The sequence below is a fragment of the Micromonospora sp. NPDC048909 genome, from assembly GCF_040649635.1.
Classification (GTDB): domain Bacteria; phylum Actinomycetota; class Actinomycetes; order Mycobacteriales; family Micromonosporaceae; genus Micromonospora.
On sequence record NZ_JBEZFU010000001.1, the window covers coordinates 1,096,441 to 1,110,952 of the forward strand.

Annotated in this window: 15 protein-coding genes; 9 read left to right on the forward strand and 6 right to left on the reverse strand. The window is 73.8% G+C overall.

Translation table 11 applies throughout. The annotated features are described in order from the left end of the window. Window positions 1-3: 3 nt before the first annotated feature. From AB0C04_RS05305 to AB0C04_RS05315, 3 genes are all read left to right on the forward strand, one after another. Window positions 4-657 (forward strand): rhomboid family intramembrane serine protease, encoded by a 654-nt coding sequence (locus AB0C04_RS05305; protein WP_357048564.1) that lies wholly within the window; start codon window positions 4-6, stop codon window positions 655-657. A gap of 135 nt (window positions 658-792) precedes the next feature. After that, window positions 793-1,761 (forward strand): NAD(P)/FAD-dependent oxidoreductase, encoded by a 969-nt coding sequence (locus tag AB0C04_RS05310; protein ID WP_350867307.1) that lies wholly within the window; start codon window positions 793-795, stop codon window positions 1,759-1,761. Window positions 1,762-1,829: 68 nt separating this feature from the next. Then, the gene (locus tag AB0C04_RS05315; protein ID WP_357048567.1) at window positions 1,830-3,428 is read left to right on the forward strand and encodes a hypothetical protein; all 1,599 of its coding nucleotides are present in this window, start codon (window positions 1,830-1,832) and stop codon (window positions 3,426-3,428) included. A 43-nt stretch (window positions 3,429-3,471) separates the two neighbouring features. Here the strand turns inward: AB0C04_RS05315 and AB0C04_RS05320 are convergent, their stop codons facing one another. Further along, the gene (locus AB0C04_RS05320) at window positions 3,472-4,161 is read right to left on the reverse strand and encodes a TetR-like C-terminal domain-containing protein (RefSeq protein WP_357048570.1); all 690 of its coding nucleotides are present in this window, start codon (window positions 4,159-4,161) and stop codon (window positions 3,472-3,474) included. A 128-nt stretch (window positions 4,162-4,289) separates the two neighbouring features. Between AB0C04_RS05320 and AB0C04_RS05325 the strand changes: the two genes are divergently transcribed. Further along, window positions 4,290-5,246, forward strand: a complete 957-nt coding sequence (locus AB0C04_RS05325) for an NAD-dependent epimerase/dehydratase family protein (RefSeq protein WP_357048573.1) — start codon at window positions 4,290-4,292, stop codon at window positions 5,244-5,246. 56 nt (window positions 5,247-5,302) lie between these two features. On the opposite strand, the gene AB0C04_RS05330 is transcribed toward AB0C04_RS05325, so the two are convergent. Together AB0C04_RS05330 and glpX are read right to left on the reverse strand one after the other, a co-directional pair. After that, complete coding sequence (locus tag AB0C04_RS05330; RefSeq protein ID WP_357049142.1) at window positions 5,303-6,241, reverse strand: DMT family transporter; 939 nt, start codon at window positions 6,239-6,241, stop codon at window positions 5,303-5,305. Window positions 6,242-6,267: 26 nt separating this feature from the next. Next, window positions 6,268-7,299, reverse strand: a complete 1,032-nt coding sequence (gene glpX / locus AB0C04_RS05335) for a class II fructose-bisphosphatase (RefSeq protein WP_350867303.1) — start codon at window positions 7,297-7,299, stop codon at window positions 6,268-6,270. Between the two features lie 157 nt (window positions 7,300-7,456). Here glpX and AB0C04_RS05340 point away from each other — a divergent pair, with 157 nt between their 5' ends. After that, the gene (locus AB0C04_RS05340; protein ID WP_357048576.1) at window positions 7,457-8,206 is read left to right on the forward strand and encodes a DUF4245 domain-containing protein; all 750 of its coding nucleotides are present in this window, start codon (window positions 7,457-7,459) and stop codon (window positions 8,204-8,206) included. 230 nt (window positions 8,207-8,436) lie between these two features. Further along, entirely contained in the window at window positions 8,437-9,291 is an 855-nt protein-coding gene (locus AB0C04_RS05345; protein WP_357048579.1) for a hypothetical protein, read from the forward strand. A 61-nt stretch (window positions 9,292-9,352) separates the two neighbouring features. Here the strand turns inward: AB0C04_RS05345 and AB0C04_RS05350 are convergent, their stop codons facing one another. Continuing rightward, window positions 9,353-9,574, reverse strand: coding sequence for an exodeoxyribonuclease VII small subunit (locus tag AB0C04_RS05350; RefSeq protein WP_350867298.1), 222 nt, complete (start codon window positions 9,572-9,574; stop codon window positions 9,353-9,355). 33 nt (window positions 9,575-9,607) lie between these two features. Continuing rightward, window positions 9,608-10,828 carry an exodeoxyribonuclease VII large subunit gene (gene xseA / locus AB0C04_RS05355; RefSeq protein ID WP_350867296.1) on the reverse strand — a complete coding sequence of 407 codons (1,221 nt, stop codon included), beginning with the start codon at window positions 10,826-10,828 and terminating at the stop codon, window positions 9,608-9,610. A gap of 143 nt (window positions 10,829-10,971) precedes the next feature. Here xseA and AB0C04_RS05360 point away from each other — a divergent pair, with 143 nt between their 5' ends. Both AB0C04_RS05360 and AB0C04_RS05365 read left to right on the forward strand, forming a co-directional pair. After that, on the forward strand, window positions 10,972-11,961 hold the full coding sequence (locus tag AB0C04_RS05360; protein WP_357048584.1) for a 4-hydroxy-3-methylbut-2-enyl diphosphate reductase: 990 nt from the start codon (window positions 10,972-10,974) through the stop codon (window positions 11,959-11,961). Window positions 11,962-12,007: 46 nt separating this feature from the next. Continuing rightward, window positions 12,008-12,445 (forward strand): hypothetical protein, encoded by a 438-nt coding sequence (locus AB0C04_RS05365; protein WP_357048587.1) that lies wholly within the window; start codon window positions 12,008-12,010, stop codon window positions 12,443-12,445. Window positions 12,446-12,463: 18 nt separating this feature from the next. Here the strand turns inward: AB0C04_RS05365 and AB0C04_RS05370 are convergent, their stop codons facing one another. Then, complete coding sequence (locus tag AB0C04_RS05370) at window positions 12,464-13,630, reverse strand: DNA recombination protein RmuC (protein ID WP_350867291.1); 1,167 nt, start codon at window positions 13,628-13,630, stop codon at window positions 12,464-12,466. A gap of 54 nt (window positions 13,631-13,684) precedes the next feature. Between AB0C04_RS05370 and AB0C04_RS05375 the strand changes: the two genes are divergently transcribed. After that, window positions 13,685-14,476: a hypothetical protein gene (locus AB0C04_RS05375; protein WP_357048591.1), complete on the forward strand. Its 792-nt coding sequence runs from the start codon at window positions 13,685-13,687 to the stop codon at window positions 14,474-14,476. Window positions 14,477-14,512 lie beyond the last annotated feature (36 nt).

The following is a 14,512-nucleotide window of genomic DNA, read 5'->3' on the forward strand; positions in this document are numbered from 1 at the left end:
AGGGTGACCCTGCTCCCCGGAAGTGGCGACCCCCACCAGTTCGGCACCGAGGCGTTCTACGCCGCCCTCGGTCGGGCCTTCGTCGCGATGTGCGCGGTGGTGCCGTTCCTCTTCCTCATCGAAGCCCTCGACCAGGGTCTCGCCTTCAGCCTCGACACCACGGCCGGGATCATCCCGCAGCGCATCGACGGCCTCGACGGGGTCTTCTTCTCGCCGTTCCTGCACCACGGCTTCGACCACCTCTACAGCAACAGCATCCCGCTGATCCTGCTCGGCACCTTCGTGCTCGCCGCGGGCGCCCGCCGGTTCCTCTGGTCCACCCTGGTGATCATCCTGGTCAGCGGGCTCGGCGTCTGGTTCACCGGCTCGCCCAACTCCGTGGTGGTCGGGGCGAGCGGGGTCATCTTCGGCTACCTGGGGATCCTGCTCACCCGCGGCATCGTCGAGCGCAGCTGGTGGAACTTCGCGGTCTTCCTGCTGGTCGGCCTGCTCTACGGCTGGCAGTTGGTCGGCATCCTCCCCACCGACGAGCGGATCTCCTGGCAGGGGCACCTGTTCGGGCTCCTCGGCGGGGTCGTCGCCGCGATCCTGTTCCGCCGGCGTCGCACCGACCGGGGTGGCCCCTACCACTCCGAGTCCTCGCTCACCCTGCCCTGAGCCGGGCCGCCCCGCACCCCGTTCGGATCGACGACCCGGCCGCGCCGGATCGGGACGTGCTTGCCCGGGCGGCGTCGCCGCCCTACCGTCGGCATCAGCACGCGTTGATCCGCGAGCGGGAAGCGACGGTACGCCATGCGCGAGGTCGATGTCGCCGTGATCGGGGCCGGTCCGGCCGGCCTCTTCGCCGCGTACTACGCCGGGTTCCGAGGGCTCTCGGTGGCGGTGATCGACGCCCTGCCGGAGCCGGGCGGCCAGGTCACCGCGATGTACCCGGAGAAGCTGATCCTCGACGTCGCCGGGTTTCCGTCGATCAAGGGCCGTGACCTAGTGGCCAACCTGGTCGCCCAGGCGGCGCCGTTCGACCCGGGTTACCTGCTCGGCACCCGGGCCGAGAAGCTCTCCTACGCCGACGGGCGGCCGGTGCTCGGCCTCGCCGGCGGCGAGCAGCTCAGCTGCGGCGCGGTGATCGTCACCGGTGGGCTGGGCAGCTTCACCCCGCGCCCGCTGCCGGTCGCCGAACATTTCGTCGGCGCGGGAATCGTCTACTTCGTACCGCAGCCGGCCGAGCTGGCCGGCCGGGACGTGCTGATCGTCGGCGGCGGCGACTCGGCCTTCGACTGGGCACTCACCCTGCACCCGCTGGCCCGCTCGGTGACGCTGGTGCACCGGCGGGAGAAGTTCCGGGCACACGCCGCGACCGTCGCGAGGGTGTTGGCTCTGCCGATCCGGGTGGTGGTCAACGCCGAGCTGACCCGGCTGCACGGCGACGGCGCCGTCACCGGTGCCGAGATCACCGTCCGGGGCGGCGCGGCCGAGACCCTGCCGGTCGACACGGTCGTCGCGGCTCTCGGCTTCACCGCCGACCTCGGGCCACTCGCCGAGTGGGGGCTGCGGCTGGACCGCCGGCACATCGTGGTGGACAGCGCGATGGCCACCAACCTGCCGCGGATCTTCGCAGCCGGCGACATCACCGAGTACCCGGGCAAGGTCCGGCTGATCGCCACCGGCTTCGGCGAGGCGGCGACGGCGGTGAACAACGCGGCCGTGGTGATCGACCCGAGCGCGCACCTCTTCCCGGGCCACTCCTCCGACGGCAGCTGACCGGGACCGGTACCGGAAGCTGTTCCCGGCGTGGCCGGATCGAGATCCGGCGCTGCGACCGTGGGCCGATGACCGACCCGTCCCCGCCCCGCGACAGCGCGCCGGCGACCCTGGCCTGGCTGGGGCACCCGTTCTCCGTGGCCGCGCTGGTCCTGCTCGTGGTCAACGACCAGCTGCTCAAGGCGGCCTTCCCGGGACTGGTGACCGGCAAGCTCAGCGACGTCGCCGGCCTGGTGATCGCGCCGCCGCTGGTCGCCGTCCTGCTCACCCTCCTGGCGCCCCGGCTGCCGGCCCGCGCCGCCGTCGGGGTCGGGCTCGGGCTGGTCGGCGTCGGCTTCGCGGTGGTCAAGTCGAGCGGGTACGCCGCCGCCGGCGCCTCGGCGATCTGGAGCGTCGTCAGTGGACCCTCGCTGGTCCGGGCGGACCGCACCGACCTGCTCACCCTGCCCGCGCTGCTCGTGGCCGCCTGGAGTTGGTCCCGAGCTCGGCGTGAGCCGGTTGGCCGTCGCCCGGCGCGGCTGGTCCGCCTGTTGGTGCTGCTCCCCGCAGCGATGTTCGCGGTCGCCGCGACGAGTCCCGTGCACTACCCCGACGCGGTCCAGGCGACGGTCGCCGACGGGCGGTTGGTCGCCGGCTTCGGGACCGGTTACGACACCTACGCCTCCTTCGCCAACACCTGGCGGCTGAGCCAGGACGGCGGGACGACCTGGCGGGACCCGACCGGGACCGAGGAGGAGGCGCTGAGACGCCGGATCATGCCGGCGGCCGAGCCGGTCCGGCAGGGCTGCTCGGCCGCGGTGCCGGCGCGGTGCTACCGCCTGGCGTCGGGACGGATCCGGGTGGAGCAGAGTGACGATGCGGGCCGGACCTGGCGCCTGGCCTGGGAGGTGACCAAGGCGCAGCGGGCCGTGCTGATCCAGCAGTACCAACAGCCCGGCCGGGGTGGCGAACGGGTCGCCGGGCAGGAGTTGACCGTGCAGGACACCGACGACGGCCGGCACGTGGTGCTGGTCGCCAACGGCCGGGACGGCTTCGCCCTGCGCCGAGCCGACGGTGTCTGGGAGCGGATCGGCTTCGCCGGAGCCGTGGTGCGCAACCATCCGTTCGAGGGACGGCCACCGACGCTCGGCGGGAGCACCCCGGCCGACCGGGGCACGGATCCGCTCCGGGCGGTGCTCCTCGGGCTCGCGCTGATCGCGACGGTGCTCACGGTCTCCGGCGCCCGGGCCGGGCGTCGCGCCGGCATCGGATCGTGGTTGCCGGGCAGCCTGGTCGGGCTCGGGGTCCCGGCCGTGGCGCTGCTGGTCGCGATCTGGCTCGACGCCTCCGTCGTGGTCACCTTGGCGTTCGTCGCGTTCCTGCCGTTGCTGGTCGGCGTGCCGCTGCTGGCCCTGATCCCGGCGTGGGCTCGCGGCGCCCCCGCCCAGTGGACGGTGGAGGTCTTCCTGGCCGCCGCGCTCGCCGCGACACTGGCCGTCCTGCCGCTGGGCGGCTGGCTCTACGGCCGGCCCGCGTACACCTGGGCGGCGGTGCTGCTGGCCCTGCTGGCCAGCGTGCCAGGGTTGCTCCTGGGGTGGCGCGCGGCCCGGTTGGTCGGACGGCCCACCGCTACCGCCGCGACCAACGATCCGCCGTATCCGCCGCTGTCGATCATGCTGACCGGCTGACCGGCTGACCGGCTGACCGGCTGACCGGCTGACCGGCCGCGGGTCAGGGTAGGCCGATCAGGTCGGCCATCAGCGCGGTCTGATGGTCGAAGTAGGCGTCCCGGTGCTTGAGCGACTCGTTGATCCGGCCGAAGAGCTCGAAGCTGATCAGCCCGAAGAGCTGGGTCCAGCCGGCCATGCCCCGGGCGAGCAGCGCCTCGGGCAGCCCGGGAAAGAAGGCGTCGGCGAGCTCGGCCAGGTCGTCGCGCAGCGGGGCGGTCAGCTCGCCGGCCGGGGGTGGGGTGAGCAGGCCGGCGGCCAGCCCGTCCCGGAGGATGCCGACCAGGGTCACCGGTGGCCGCTGGGCCGGGGCGACGGTGTCCTCCGGTGCGGCGTAGCCGGGCACCGGGCTGCCGTAGAGCAGCGCGTACTCGGCCGGGTGGGCGAGCGCCCAGCCGCGCGCCGCGCGGCACACCGCGTGCCAGCGCCCGCGCAGGTCGAGCCGGTCGACACCGGTGTCGGCCGTCTCCACCGCGTCGCCCAACGCGTCGTACGCCTCGATGATCAGCGCGGTGAGCAGCTCGTCGCGGCTGGGCACGTAGCGGTAGATCGCCGAGGAGACCATGCCCATGTCCCGGGCGACGGCGCGCAGCGAGAGGTTGGCGCCGTCGGTGGCCAGGTGCCGGCGGGCCACAGTCTTGATCTCGTCGATCATCTCGGCCCGGACCCGGGCGCGGATCGAGGGTGCGGACATGGGCCTACTCTGCCACACCGGAGAGCGCACGTCTAAAAAGAGAGCGGTGCTCTTGACGTGCCGAGTCGTGAGCGAGCATCCTGTCTCTATTGAGAGCGGTGCTCTCGCGACGAAAGGGTGGCTCTGGAATGGGACTGCATGTGATCGTCGGGGCCGGACCGGTCGGCACCGCCACCGCCCGGCTGCTGGTCGAGCGGGGCGAGCGGGTCCGGCTGGTGAGCCGGCGCGGCACCGGCCCGGCGCATCCGGGGGTGGAGCGGGTGGCCGCCGACGCCACCGACGCGGAGCGGCTCGGCGCGCTGGCCGAGGGCGCCGCGGCGCTCTACAACTGCGCCAACCCGCCGTACCACCGCTGGGCGACCGACTGGCCGCCGCTGGCGGCCGCGCTGCTCGCCGCCGCCGAGCGCGCCGGGGCGGTGCTGGCCACGGTGGGCAACCTCTACGGCTACGGCCCGGTGGACGCCCCGATGACCGAGGCGACCCCGCTGCGGCCGAACAGCGTCAAGGGACAGGTCCGGGCCAGGATGTGGACCGACGCGCTCGACGCCCACCGGGCCGGGCGGGTACGGGCCACCGAGGTGCGCGGCGGCGACTACCTGGGCGCCGGCGCCCAGTCGGTGGCCACCCTGCTGGTGCTGCCCCGGGTGCTGGCCGGGCGGCGGGCGATGGCACCGGCCGACCTCGACGCCCCGCACAGCTGGACGTACGTCGGTGACGTCGCCCGGACGCTGGTCGCGGCCGCCGGCGACGAGCGCGGACCGGGCCGGGCGTGGCACGTGCCGAGCCCGCCGCCGATCTCGCTGCGCGCGCTGGCGGTCCGCACGGCGGCGTTGGCCGGTGCGCCGACGCCGAAGCTGTCGCGGATGCCGGGCCCGGTGCTCTGGCTCGGCGGTCTGTTCGACCCCACCGCCCGCGAGATGCGCGAGGTGGCCTACCAGTTCGACCGGCCGTTCAGGCTCGACTCCAGCGCGGCGACGGGCACCTTCGGCATCGAGCCCACCCCGCTCGACGACGTGCTCACCGAGACCGTCGCGGCGCTGCGACACCACCGCCCGCGGGTCGTCGACGGTCAGCCGCCACGCTGACCGGGTCGTCCTGCTCGGCCGGGGAGGCGCCGACCGCTCCGGCCTCGGGCGCTCGCTCAGCTCGGCCGGGCGGGCGCCAACGCGGCGACGAGCACGGCGACCAGGGTGAGGGCGGCGCCGAGCAGGGTGGTGAGGCTGGGGTGTGAGGCCTCCGTCGGGAGGGCCAGGTCCAGCAGGACGGCGCCGACGATCTGACCGGCGATGGTGGCCAACCCGAGCAGCAGGACGCCGGTGAAGCGCACGATGGCGGCGGCGAGCGCGATGAACACGATGCCGATCGGGCCGCCCAGGTAGAGCCAGGGCTCGGTCGGCAGGCTCCCGGCCGGCCAGCCGCGTACCGCGATGTCGATGGCGAACGCGACCAGCAGCGCGACTGTGCCGACGGCGAAGTTGATCAGGGTGGCGGTCAACGCGCTGTCCGCGGCGGCCCGGACCCGTCCGTTGACCGCCTGCTGCCAGGCGATGCCGATCCCGGCCAGCAGCGGCAGCACCGCCAGCACCAGGGCACCCGGGTCACCGAGCCGGTCGCTGACCGCCAGCAGTACCGCGGCCACGGTGAGTGCCGCGCCGGTGAGGCGTTGGGCGGTGACCGCCTGCCGGCCGGTCGGGCCGATGCCGGCCCGGTCCACCGCCAGGCTGCTGCCGGACTGGCCGGCGACCACCGCGACGGTGAACACCGCCACGCCGAGCGTGCCGATGGTGAGCCCCTGGGTGGCCACCAGGAAGGCGCCGCACACGCCGCCCAGGCACTGCCAGGGTCGCAGGGCGCCGGCGGCGAGTGCCCTGCGGACGGCGACCAGGCCGCGCCGCCCGGCCGGGGTGGCGGGAACCAGCGCCAGCAGCACCAGCAGACCCACGCCGAAGGAGACCACCGCGGCGGCGAAGCCGTCGGCCAGGCGTACGCCGAGTTCGCCGTTGATCCGTGACTGCCCGGCCACGGCGAGGCCGGAGACGGTCGCCAGGCCCACCCCGACGATCCGCTGGGTCGCCGGCAGGGTGGACCGTTCGGTTGTGCCGGCGCTCACTCCTGTTCGGCCAGGGGCCGGCCGTCGAAGTCGACGGCCGAGTAGAGCGCCAGCTTCTCCAGCCGGTGGTACGAGTCGATCACCCGGATCGTGCCGCTCTTGGAGCGCATCACGATCGACTGGGTGTACGCGCCACCGGCCCGGTAGCGCACCCCGCGCAGCAGGTCGCCCGAGGTCACGCCGGTCGCCACGAAGAAGCAGTTGTCCCCGGTGACCAGGTCGTCGGTGGTGAGCACCCGGTCCAGGTCGTGCCCGGCGGCCAGCGCCTTCTCCCGCTCCTCGTCGTCCTTGGGCCAGAGCTTCGCCTGCATCACCCCGCCCATGCACTTGAGGGCGCAGGCCGAGGTGATCCCCTCCGGGGTGCCGCCGATGCCCATCAGCACGTCGACGTCCGACTCGCCCCGGGCCGCCGCGATGGCACCCGCGATGTCGCCGTCGGAGATGAACCGGATGCCGGCACCAGCCCGCCGGATCTGGCTGACCAGGTCCTTGTGCCGGGGCCGGTCGAGGACGCAGACCGTCACCTCGGAGATGTCGGTGCCCTTGACCTTGGCGATCCGGCGCAGGTTGTCGGCCACCCCGGCGTTGATGTCCACCACGTCGGCGTAGACCGGGCCGACGGCGAGCTTCTCCATGTAGAAGACCGCGCTGGGGTCGAACATCGCGCCCCGCTCGGCGACCGCCAGCACCGCGAGGGCGTTCGGCATGCCCTTGCTCATCAGGGTGGTGCCGTCGATCGGGTCGACCGCGACGTCCACCTCCGGACCGGTCCCGTCACCGACCTCCTCACCGTTGAAGAGCATCGGTGCGTTGTCCTTCTCGCCCTCGCCGATCACCACGACGCCCCGCATCGGGATCGAGTTGATCAGTTTGCGCATGGCGTCGACGGCGGCCCCGTCGCCGCCCTCCTTGTCGCCACGGCCGACCCACCGGCCGGCGGCCATCGCCGCTGCCTCTGTGACGCGGACCAGGTCGAGGGCAAGGTTGCGGTCCAGATTCTGCGGGATCCGGGTCCTGGTGTTCGTCATGACGGCTCCTCCTCGCGACGGTGCGGGGTGGACCGGCGGTACGGGCGTCCGCTGCCGCCGGCTTTGTCGCTGATCCTCACACGATGGCGGATCGGGTGCCGGGCCGGGGCGGTGATGGCCCGGATACCGCCGGTCGGGCGGCTGCGAGAATGGTGGGGTGGAACCCGCACAGCCTGCCGACCGCGTACCCGCCGAGCCGACGCCGACCGCCGACCCGACCCCGACCGGCCCGGGCGCCCCGCCCACCGGCGCCACCGCCGCCGACGCCACCGCGGGCGAGTTGGCCATGGTCGAGTCGACCGGTTCCGGGCCGCAGGTCCCGCCGTCCGTCGCCGGGCGGCAGCCGATGGGCGCCGCGCCGCTGGACCCGCCGGCGCCGCCGGCCGCCGTCGACGCCCGCCGGTCCGAGCGGTCGCCGAAGGACATGGCGATCTCGCTGCTGGTGCTGCTGATCCCGATCGCCCTGCTGCTGGCCTTCTACCGGGGCTTCCTCGGCGGCGACCAGGCGAGCACGGTCGACCCGACGGCCGCGATCGACCAGGCCCGGTCGGCCAACGCCTTTCCGGTCAGCCAGCCGGCCGACCTCGGCTCCGACTGGCGTACGGTCAGCGCCAACTACCAGACCGTCGAGGGCGGCGCGAACCTGCGGATCGGCTACCTGACCCCGGAGGGCCGGGGCGCCCAGCTGGTGCAGAGCAACGTGCCGGCCGAGCGGCTGCTGCCCGCCGAGCTGACCGACCAGGCGCAGCCGCAGGGGCAGGCCGACCTGGCCGGGCGGAACTGGCAGCGGTACACCGCGCGCGGCAACGAGCAGGCGCTGGTGCTGCTGGAACCGGGCCGGACGGTGATCGTGGTGGGTGACGCCCGGGAGACCGAGCTGCGTCAGCTGGCCGCCGCACTTCGTTGACCGCCCGGCCGCCTCCCCGCGGTCCGGGTCCACCGGCTCCTCCGCCGCCCCTTTCGCGTAACCGAATGGGGTAACCGGACAGAACGGTGATTGTGCGACGCCTCGACAGGGAACAGGAGAGGAGCGGACCCGGCCGGCTCGGGTTCGCGCGGCGCAGTCGACGGTCGTGCTGCGTCGCCCGGTTTCCGGCGCCGTCAACGCGTCGGGTGACCCCCTCTTGGGAGACACAGATGACTGTTCGACGACTGAGCGCCGGCCTGGTGGCCGCCGCGTTGTTCACTCCGGGCCTGGCCGCCTGCAACGCCGCCGGCACACCGGGCAGCTCCGCCTCGCCGAGCGTCTCCGCCTCGGGGACGGCCACGGCCACCGCCGGTGGCACCGCGTCGCCGGCGGCGGGCGACGCCAAGCAGGCCCTGCTCGCCTCGACCACGGCGATCCGGGACGGGAACTTCCGGTTCAGCATGACCGGCGGGGGCAGCACCGCCGAGGGACTGGTGCACGAGCCGTCCCAGAGCGCCCAGATGCGGGTGTCGATCGGCGACGCCTCCTCGGACCTGTCGATGACGCTCGACGTCGTCCACTCCCGGCCGGACAGCTGGGTGAAGGTGGACCTGGGCGGCAAGGCGGCCAGCAGCGTGCCCGGCCTGCAGAAGCTGAACCTCGGCAAGTACCAGCACCTGGACCAGACCCGGATCAAGGGCAACCGCAACCTCGGCTTCGACTTCGACAAGCTCGACCCGGCCGGCAGTGAGGTGCTGACCCAGGGGGTCACCGAGGTCCGGCAGACCGGCGAGGGCGCGTACGCCGGCACCATCGACGTGTCGAAGGCCGCCGAGGCCGGCTCGCTGGACGCCACGATGATCACCGCGCTCGGGCCGCAGGCCCAGTCGGTGCCGTTCACCGCCAAGGTGGACCCGCAGGGCCGGCTCAGCGAGCTGGTGATCCAGATTCCGGCGGCCGGCCAGGCCAAGGCGCAGGACGTCCGAATCACCTACTCCGACTACGGCAACGCCACGGCCGCGCAGAAGCCGCCGGCCGCCCAGGTCGTCGAGGCCCCGCCGGAGCTGTACAACCTCTTCAACTGACCCTCGTCGCGCGGGCATGGGGATCCTCCCCGTGCCCGCGCGTCGTTCCGTCTGAGGCGGGTCAGGAGGCGGGTTCCTGCCGGGCCGCGTCGATCCGGGCCCGGGCGCCATCCAGCCAGCGCTGGCAGATCACCGCCAGCGCCTCGCCGCGCTCCCAGAGCGACAGCGACTCCTCCAGCGAGGTGCCGCCGGCCTCCAGCCGCTCCACCACCGACGCCAGTTCGGCGCGGGCCTGCTCGTAGCTGAGCCGCTCGTCCGGCCCGGCCTTCGTCTCGTCAGTCATCGGCTCCATCCCAGCACACGCCGGCGCGCCGGCTCATCCGTCCACCGTCGCGGCCAGTTCGCCGTCGGCGAGGCGTACCCGCAGCGGGTCGCCCTTGCCCACCTCGGAGGCGGCGCGGACCACGTGCCCGTCGGCGCGCTGCACGATCGCGTACCCCCGGTCGAGGGTGGCGGCCGGGGAGAGCGCGCGCAGCCGGGCCAGGGTGTGGCGCAGTTCGTCGCCCGCGGCGGCCAGCCGGTGGTCCAGGCAGCGGCCGGCCCGCTGGCGTAGCGCGGTCAGTTCGGTGGCCCGCTGGTCGACCATCACCTGCGGGCGGGCCAGCACCGGCCGGGAGCGCACCGCGTCGAGGCGGTGCGCCTCGCGGTCGACCATGTTGCGCACCGCGCGCTCCAGCCGGTTGCGGGCCTGGCCGATGAGGCGTACCTCCTCGGCCAGGTCGGGGACGACCCGCTTGGCCGCGTCGGTGGGGGTGGACGCCCGCACGTCGGCGACGTAGTCCAGCAACGGGGTGTCCGTCTCGTGGCCGATGGCGCTGACCACCGGCGTACGGCAGCCGAAGACCGCCCGGCAGAGCGCCTCGTCGGAGAAGGGCAGCAGGTCCTCGATGCCGCCGCCACCACGGGCGATGATGATCACGTCGATGGTCGGGTCGGCGTCGAGCACCTTGAGCGCGTCCACGATCTGCGGCACCGCGCTCGGGCCCTGCACCGCCACGTTGACCGTCCGGAACTCCACCGCCGGCCAGCGCCGCCGGGCGTTGGTGAGCACGTCCCGCTCGGCCGCCGAGGCCCGACCGGTGATCAGCCCGATCCGGCGGGGCAGGAATGGCGGGCGGCGCTTGCGGGCCCGGTCGAAGAGCCCCTCGGCGGCGAGCAGCTTCTTGAGCTTCTCCAGCCGGGCCAGCAGCTCACCGAGGCCCACCTGGCGGATCTCGTCGGCGCGCAGGCTCAGCGTGCCGCGCGCGGCGTAGAACTCGGGCTTGGCGTGCAGCACCACCCGGGCGCCCTCGCTCAGCTCCGGGGCGCCGGAGTCGAGGACGTCCCGGTTGGTGGTGACGGTCAGGCTCAGGTCGGCCGATGGGTCGCGCAGGGTGAGGAAGACCGTGCTGGCCCCGGGACGGCGGCTGATCTGCGCCACCTGCCCGTCGACCCACACCCAGCCGAGTCGCGCGATCCAGGCGCCGACCTTCTGGCTGACCACCCGGACCGGCCACGGCTCCTCGGACGTGCTCCGCCCCACCTCGTCCGTGCTCACCCGCCCACCCTACGGACCCACCCGGTGATCAAGAAGTTTGCGTTCCCCGAGGCGCGTTTCCTGACCCGAAACTCTTGATCACCGGGCCCGGGGTCACGGTCGCAGCGGATGTCCCCTTCTCGGTCGGCACGTACGATGGGCGGGTGACCGAGGTTCAGGCGACTCCCCAGACCGGCAAGCGCGTGCTCCTGGCCAAGCCCCGCGGCTACTGCGCGGGCGTCGACCGTGCGGTGCAGACCGTGGAGGAGGCGCTCAAGCTCTACGGCGCGCCTATCTACGTCCGCAAGGAGATCGTGCACAACAAGCACGTGGTGCAGACCCTCGAGGCCCAGGGCGCGATCTTCGTGGAGGAGAACGACGAGGTGCCGGAGGGCGCCACCGTCATCTTCTCCGCACACGGGGTCGCTCCGGAGGTCTACGAGCAGGCCCGGGCGCGCTCGCTGAAGGCGATCGACGCGACCTGCCCGCTGGTCACCAAGGTGCACCACGAGGCGAAGCGGTTCGCCGCCGACGACTACGACATTCTGCTGATCGGTCACGAAGGGCACGAGGAGGTCATCGGCACCGCCGGTGAGGCCCCCGCGCACATCCAGCTCGTCGACGGGCCGGAGGACGCCGACAAGGTCACGGTCCGCGACCCGAACAAGGTGGTCTGGCTCTCCCAGACGACCCTGTCGGTGGACGAGACGCTGGAGACGGTGGCCCGGCTGAAGAAGCGGCTGCCGATGCTCCAGTCGCCGCCCAGCGACGACATCTGCTACGCCACCTCCAACCGGCAGCACGTGGTCAAGGAGATCGCCGCGGAGTGCGACGTGGTGATCGTCGTCGGCTCGCGCAACTCCTCCAACTCGGTTCGCCTGGTCGAGGTGGCGCTGGACGCCGGCGCCCGCGCCGGTCACCTGGTCGACTTCGCCCACGAGATCGACGACGCCTGGCTGGAGGGGGCCCGCACGGTCGGCCTGACCTCGGGTGCGAGCGTGCCGGAGGAGCTGGTGGCGCAGGTGCTGGCGCACCTCGCCGCGCGGGGTTTCGCCGACGTGGAGGAGATCACCACCGCCAACGAGCGGCTCACCTTCTCGCTGCCGCAGGAACTCAAGCGGGACATGCGGGCCGCCGCAGCGGCCCGCGGCTGACCCGCGCCCGGGAACGACCGGCCACCCCGGCACGTCTGATACGGGTATGAAGACCCTTCGACTCACCGTCGTAGCCCTGCTCGCCGGCGTGGCCCTGACCGCGTGCGGCGCAGCGGACGACGCCGGCACCCCCACCTCCACGTCGACGGGAGCACCCCCGGTGACCGAGCAGCCCGCGACCCCGGCGACATCCCCCACCCCGGCGACCCCGCCGGCACCCTCGACCAGCCCCACCCGCCCGCCGAAGAGCCCCGGTGGTCCCACCCTGCCGCCGCCGGTGGGCGCCACCACGCTGACCGGCACGATCGCCCCCGGTGTCGAGCCGGGCTGTCTGCTGCTCGACGGCTACCTGCTGGTCGGCGGCCCGCGCAACGTGCTGACCGCGGGCGCGAAGGTCACCGTCAGCGGCCGGGTCGAGCCGAACATGATGACCACCTGCCAGCAGGGCACCCCGTTCGTGGTGGAGAGCGCGCAGCGGGCCTGACCGGGCCGGCCCGCCGGATCAGCGGGCCGGCAGCTCGCCGTCGGTCGAGTCGAGCAGCTCCGGCGCCTGCGGCTGCCGGGGCGCCAGCTCCACCTGCGGCGGCGCGGTCAGCTCCTGGTCGGAGACGCCCAGCTCGGCGAGCTTGCGGGCGCTGACCAGCACCCGCGCCTCCAGCGAACCGACCGCCCGGTTGTAGGCGGTCACCGCGCTACCCAGCGCGGAGCCGAGCTTGCCGACGTGGTCGCCGAGGGTGGCGAGCCGGCCGTGCAGCTCCCGGGCCAGCGAGTGCACCGCCACCGCGTTGCGGGCCAGCGCCTCCTGCCGCCAGGAGTAGGCGACGGTGCGCAGCAGCGCGACCAGGGTGGCCGGCGTGGCCAGCACCACGTTGCGGGCGAAGGCGTGCTCCAGCAGCGTCGGGTCGCGCTGAAGGGCCACGTCGAGGAACGGGTCGGCCGGCACGAAGAGCACCACGAACTCCGGCGTGCTGTCGAAGGCCGACCAGTAGGACTTCGCGGCCAGCGCGTCGACGTGCGCGCGCAGGTGCCGGGCGTGCGCGTCGAGGTGGGTGTCCCGGCCCCGCTCGTCGCGCGCCTCCATCGCGGTCAGGTAGGCGTCGAACGGCGCCTTGGCGTCGACCACCACCGACCGGCCGCCGTGCAGCCGGACCACCAGGTCGGGGCGGACCACCTGCTGGTCGGTGGTGGTCGAGGTGACCTGCTCGGCGAAGTCGCAGTGCTCCAGCAGACCGGCCGCCTCGATGATCCGTCGCAGCTGGTGCTCGCCCCAGCGCCCGCGTACCTGGGGTGCGCGCAGCGCCGCGACCAGCTGTTTGGTCTCGGTGCGCAGCTCGCCGGAGACTGCGCTCATCGAGCGGACCTGCTCGCGCAGCTCGGCGTAGGCGTCGACCCGGTCGTGCTCCAGCTCCGCCACCCGCTGCTCGTAGCGGCGCAGGGTGTCGTGCAGCGGTGCGACCGCCCGGGCCACCGCCTCCTGCGACTGAGCCGTCGCCTCGTAGCTCAGCGCCCGCATGGACTGCTCAAGGCGCCCCTCACCCTCCCGGGTGGCGCGCAGCGTCGCGTCCAGCCGGGCGATCTCGGCCGCGGAGCGGGACCGGGCCGCGAGCCAGCCCACGGCGCCGCCGGCGCCGAGGCAGAGCACCACCACGGCCAGCGTCGGGAAGTCCATCACTGAAGCTTGCCAAACGCGTACGACGTTGCCTGCCCGGGTACCTTCGTGCCCATGGAACTTCTGCTGGTGGTCATCCTGGTGGTGCTGCTGCTGGGGGCGTTCGTCTGGTGGCGGCGGGAGGCCGCGGCACGGGAGGCCCGGAGCCTGGCCGACGTGCGGGCGGACGCCCAGCGCTGGTACGAGCGCCTGGGCGGTCAGGTGATGAACCTGCACGGTGACGCCCCGGCGGTCCGGCAGGCGCTGGTCGACGCCGGTGAGCGGTACAACGCGGCCGGCAGCCAGCTCGACCAGGCCCGCACGGTGCAGCAGTACCGGCTGGCCCGGGAGACCGCGCTGGAGGGGCTCGCCTACGCGCGAGCGGCCCGGATCGCGCTCGGCATCGACCCCGGGCCCGAGCTGCCGCCGCTCGCCGCCGCGACGGGCACCGGCGAGCTGACCCGGGAGCGCCAGGTCGAGGTGCAGGGGCAGACCTTCAAGGCCGGCCCGCAGCCGGGCCAGGACACCCCCTACTACTACCCGGGCGGGCGCTACCAGGGGCGTCCGGTGCCGGCCGGTTGGTACTCGACGCCGTGGTGGAAGACCGCCCTCGGCGCCGGCGCCGGCGTGCTGGGCGGCATGCTGATCGCCGACGCGCTCTTCTCCCCGGCCTTCGCCGACCCGGGCTACGGCTACGAGGCCGGCTACCAGGAGGGCTTCGGCGACGGCGCCGACTACGGCGACGGTCAGGGCGGCGACGGTCAGGGCGGCGACGCCGGTGGTGACCAGGCCGGCGACTTCGGCGGCGGGGACTTCGGTGGTGGGGACTTCGGCGGCGGCGATTTCGGCGGCGGCGGCGACTTCTGATCCTGCTGACGACTGAGCGGCAGCCACCTCACCGGC

What these genes read in the sequence shown, in the direction of transcription:
- AB0C04_RS05310 (WP_350867307.1), top strand. Translation starts at nt 793, where the DNA reads ATGCGCGAGGTCGATGTCGCCGTGATCGGGGCCGGTCCGGCCGGCCTC.
- AB0C04_RS05315 (WP_357048567.1), top strand. Translation starts at nt 1,830, where the DNA reads ATGACCGACCCGTCCCCGCCCCGCGACAGCGCGCCGGCGACCCTGGCC.
- AB0C04_RS05320 (WP_357048570.1), bottom strand. Translation starts at nt 4,161, where the DNA reads ATGTCCGCACCCTCGATCCGCGCCCGGGTCCGGGCCGAGATGATCGAC.
- AB0C04_RS05325 (WP_357048573.1), top strand. Translation starts at nt 4,290, where the DNA reads ATGGGACTGCATGTGATCGTCGGGGCCGGACCGGTCGGCACCGCCACC.
- glpX (WP_350867303.1), bottom strand. Translation starts at nt 7,299, where the DNA reads ATGACGAACACCAGGACCCGGATCCCGCAGAATCTGGACCGCAACCTT.
- AB0C04_RS05345 (WP_357048579.1), top strand. Translation starts at nt 8,437, where the DNA reads ATGACTGTTCGACGACTGAGCGCCGGCCTGGTGGCCGCCGCGTTGTTC.
- AB0C04_RS05350 (WP_350867298.1), bottom strand. Translation starts at nt 9,574, where the DNA reads ATGACTGACGAGACGAAGGCCGGGCCGGACGAGCGGCTCAGCTACGAG.
- AB0C04_RS05365 (WP_357048587.1), top strand. Translation starts at nt 12,008, where the DNA reads ATGAAGACCCTTCGACTCACCGTCGTAGCCCTGCTCGCCGGCGTGGCC.
- AB0C04_RS05370 (WP_350867291.1), bottom strand. Translation starts at nt 13,630, where the DNA reads ATGGACTTCCCGACGCTGGCCGTGGTGGTGCTCTGCCTCGGCGCCGGC.
- AB0C04_RS05375 (WP_357048591.1), top strand. Translation starts at nt 13,685, where the DNA reads ATGGAACTTCTGCTGGTGGTCATCCTGGTGGTGCTGCTGCTGGGGGCG.